The sequence below is a fragment of the Stenotrophomonas sp. HMWF023 genome, assembly GCF_003060985.1.
Lineage (GTDB): Bacteria > Pseudomonadota > Gammaproteobacteria > Xanthomonadales > Xanthomonadaceae > Stenotrophomonas > Stenotrophomonas lactitubi.
Window position 1 is genome coordinate 1 of sequence record NZ_QAIJ01000229.1, and the last position, 2,551, is coordinate 2,551.

Below are 2,551 nucleotides of genomic sequence, written 5' to 3' on the forward strand. Positions count from 1 at the left end.
ATCTGTCGAAGGCGGGGTGGGTCCGGTTGCGGGGGTGTCCGCGGCATGGATGCCGCGGCCAAGCCCCCAAGGACGGGTTTACGGCGTCCCCCGCAACCGGACCCACCCCGCCATCCCACCGATACCCCGCTTTTGACGTTGACGTTGATTCGGCGGGTGCAGGGCGCAGCCCTGCATCAAAACCCAACCCTCACTTTTTCAGGAAGTTGTCCACCAGCAGATGCTTCACGTCGTCGATGCGACCACTCAGCACTGCCTTGGCCGCATACAACGCCGTGCCCGCCACCTGCTTGGCCTCGATCTGCGGCGGCATCACCAGCTCCGCGCGACTGGTGTGTACATCCAGCAGCGCCGGCCCACGCTGGGCCAGGAAATCCTGCACCGCTTCTTCCAGGTCCTCGCTGCGGGTCACCGTGCGGCCATGGAAGCCGATCACCTCGGCCAACCGCCCGAAATCCGGATTCTTCAGGTCGGTGTAGTTGTCCAGCAGCCCTTCCACCTTCTGCTCCAGCTCGACGAAATTCAGCGAGCCGTTGTTGAACACCACCACCTTGATCGGAAGATTCTCCTGCACCGCGGTCAGCAGGTCGCCCAGCAACATCGCCAACCCACCATCGCCGGACAACGAAATCACCTGCCGCCCCGGGAAGGCCTTCTGCAGACCCAGCGCCTGCGGCATCGCGTTCGCCATCGTGCCGTGCAGCAGGCTGGTCAGCGTGCGGCGCCGGCCGTTCACCCGGATGTGCCGCAGCACCCACACCATCGGCGAGCCACCATCCGCGGTGAACAGCGCATCGTCGGTAGCGTACTTCGACAGCAGCGCGGTCAGGTGCTGCGGATGGATCAGTTCGCCTTCGCCGGGTTGTTCCTCCTGCTCGCGCTTCTTCAGCGCCTTGTCGCGGTGCTCGATGCATTCGTCCAGGAAACTGCTGTCTTCGCGCGGGGGCAGCATCGGCAGCAGCGCGTCCAGCGTCGGTGCGATATCACCGACCACGCCCAGGTTCACCGGATGGCGGCGACCGAGGTGGCTGCCGTCGCGGTCGACCTGGATGATCGTGGCCTTGTCCGGATAGAACTGGCCCCAGGCGAAATCCGCGCCGAGCAGCAGCAGCGTGTCGCACTCCATCAACGTGTGGAACCCGGATTCGATGCCGAAGACTCCGGTCATGCCCATGTTGTACGGGTTGTCCGGTTCGACGAAGTCCTTCGCACGCGATGTGTGCGCCACCGGTGCCTGCAGGCGCCGCGCCAGTTCCAGCAGCTGCGCATGTGCCCCCTGGCAACCGGCGCCGGCATAGATGCCGATACGCTTGCCCTGCCCCAGCAGTTCGGCGATGTGCTGCAGCTCGGCCTCGGAGGGGCGCAGCACCGGCTGGGTGTAATGCACCGAGAACGGCACATCGTGCTTCACTTCCGCTTCGCTGATGTCGGCCGGCAGGATCACCACCGCCACACCGCGGCGGCTGATCGCCGCCTGGCAGGCCAGCGCCACCACGCGCCGTGCCTGGGCCGGGCTGTGCACCTGCTCGCAGAACACGGTGCAACTGCCGTACACCGCCTTGAAATCCACTTCCTGCGGGAACTCCATGCCCAGTTCGCTGGTGACCACCTGGCTGGCGATCAGCACCATCGGCGCGCGGTTGCGGTTGCTCTCGAAGATGCCGTTGATGAAGTGCAGGCCACCGGGCCCGCACGAGCCCGCGCAGGCGGTCAGCTGGCCACTGATCAATGAATCGGCACCGGCCGCGAACGCGGCGACCTCTTCATGGCGCACATGCACCCACTCGATTTCACTGCGATGCAGTGCGTCGGTGACATGGTTCAGGGTGTCGCCGACGATGCCATAACAACGGCGGACGCCCGCCTGCTGCAGTGTATCGACGACGATCTCGGCAACGCGCTTGCTCATGGTGCTGCAGCCTGGTTCGGGGGAAACCCGAGGCTAGACCCGGTGAAGTGATGCTGCCGTGGGCAAGAGGTCGATCACCTTGTTGTGCAAACTCCAGGCAGCGCTGCCGTCAATCGTTGACGTTGATCCAGCCCTCGATTGCGCCCTGTTTCGGATTGCGGTAACGCAGCTTCACCCAGCCGTCCTGCTCATCCAGCATTTCCACGCGATCACCCTGTACCAGGTAGCGCTTGGTGCTTGATGCGCCGGGCCGGTCGAACAGGAACAGGCGCGCTGGCACCACGGTGGCGTCCTGGCCCCGCAGCGGTGCGCTGCTGGCGGGTGCGACCAACCCGTCACCAATGGCGCTTTCCAGCACCTTGCCGGCAGGATCATAGGTGCGCCACACCGCCAGCGGGCCTTGGTTTTCGGTATCTTCCCAGCGCAGCGCCTGGTTGAGCGTATCGCCCAGCATCAGCACGTTCTCACCGCGGTACAGATAGACCTGCCCACCTGTAAACCGGTACTGGTCGGTGTACCACATCGGCCCGCTGCGGCAGCTGGCGGTCAATGTGCGCGCAGCTGCATCGGCGGTGAGGCCCATCAGTTCACCGCACTGATCGTGTCCATGGGTCACCGCCTTCAGCGCGCGCAACTCACCAC

The 2,551-nt window shown here is 65.0% G+C and carries 2 protein-coding genes; both read right to left on the reverse strand.

Going from position 1 to position 2,551, the window contains the following annotated elements; translation table 11 throughout:
* Nucleotides 1–190: 190 nt before the first annotated feature.
* Entirely contained in the window at nt 191–1,909 is a 1,719-nt protein-coding gene (locus DBR20_RS12485; protein WP_025874311.1) for a thiamine pyrophosphate-dependent enzyme, read from the reverse strand.
* 109 nt (nt 1,910–2,018) lie between these two features.
* Nucleotides 2,019–2,551 (reverse strand): SH3 domain-containing protein (locus DBR20_RS23125; RefSeq protein ID WP_258223338.1); only part of this gene is annotated, 533 nt, incomplete at its 5' end.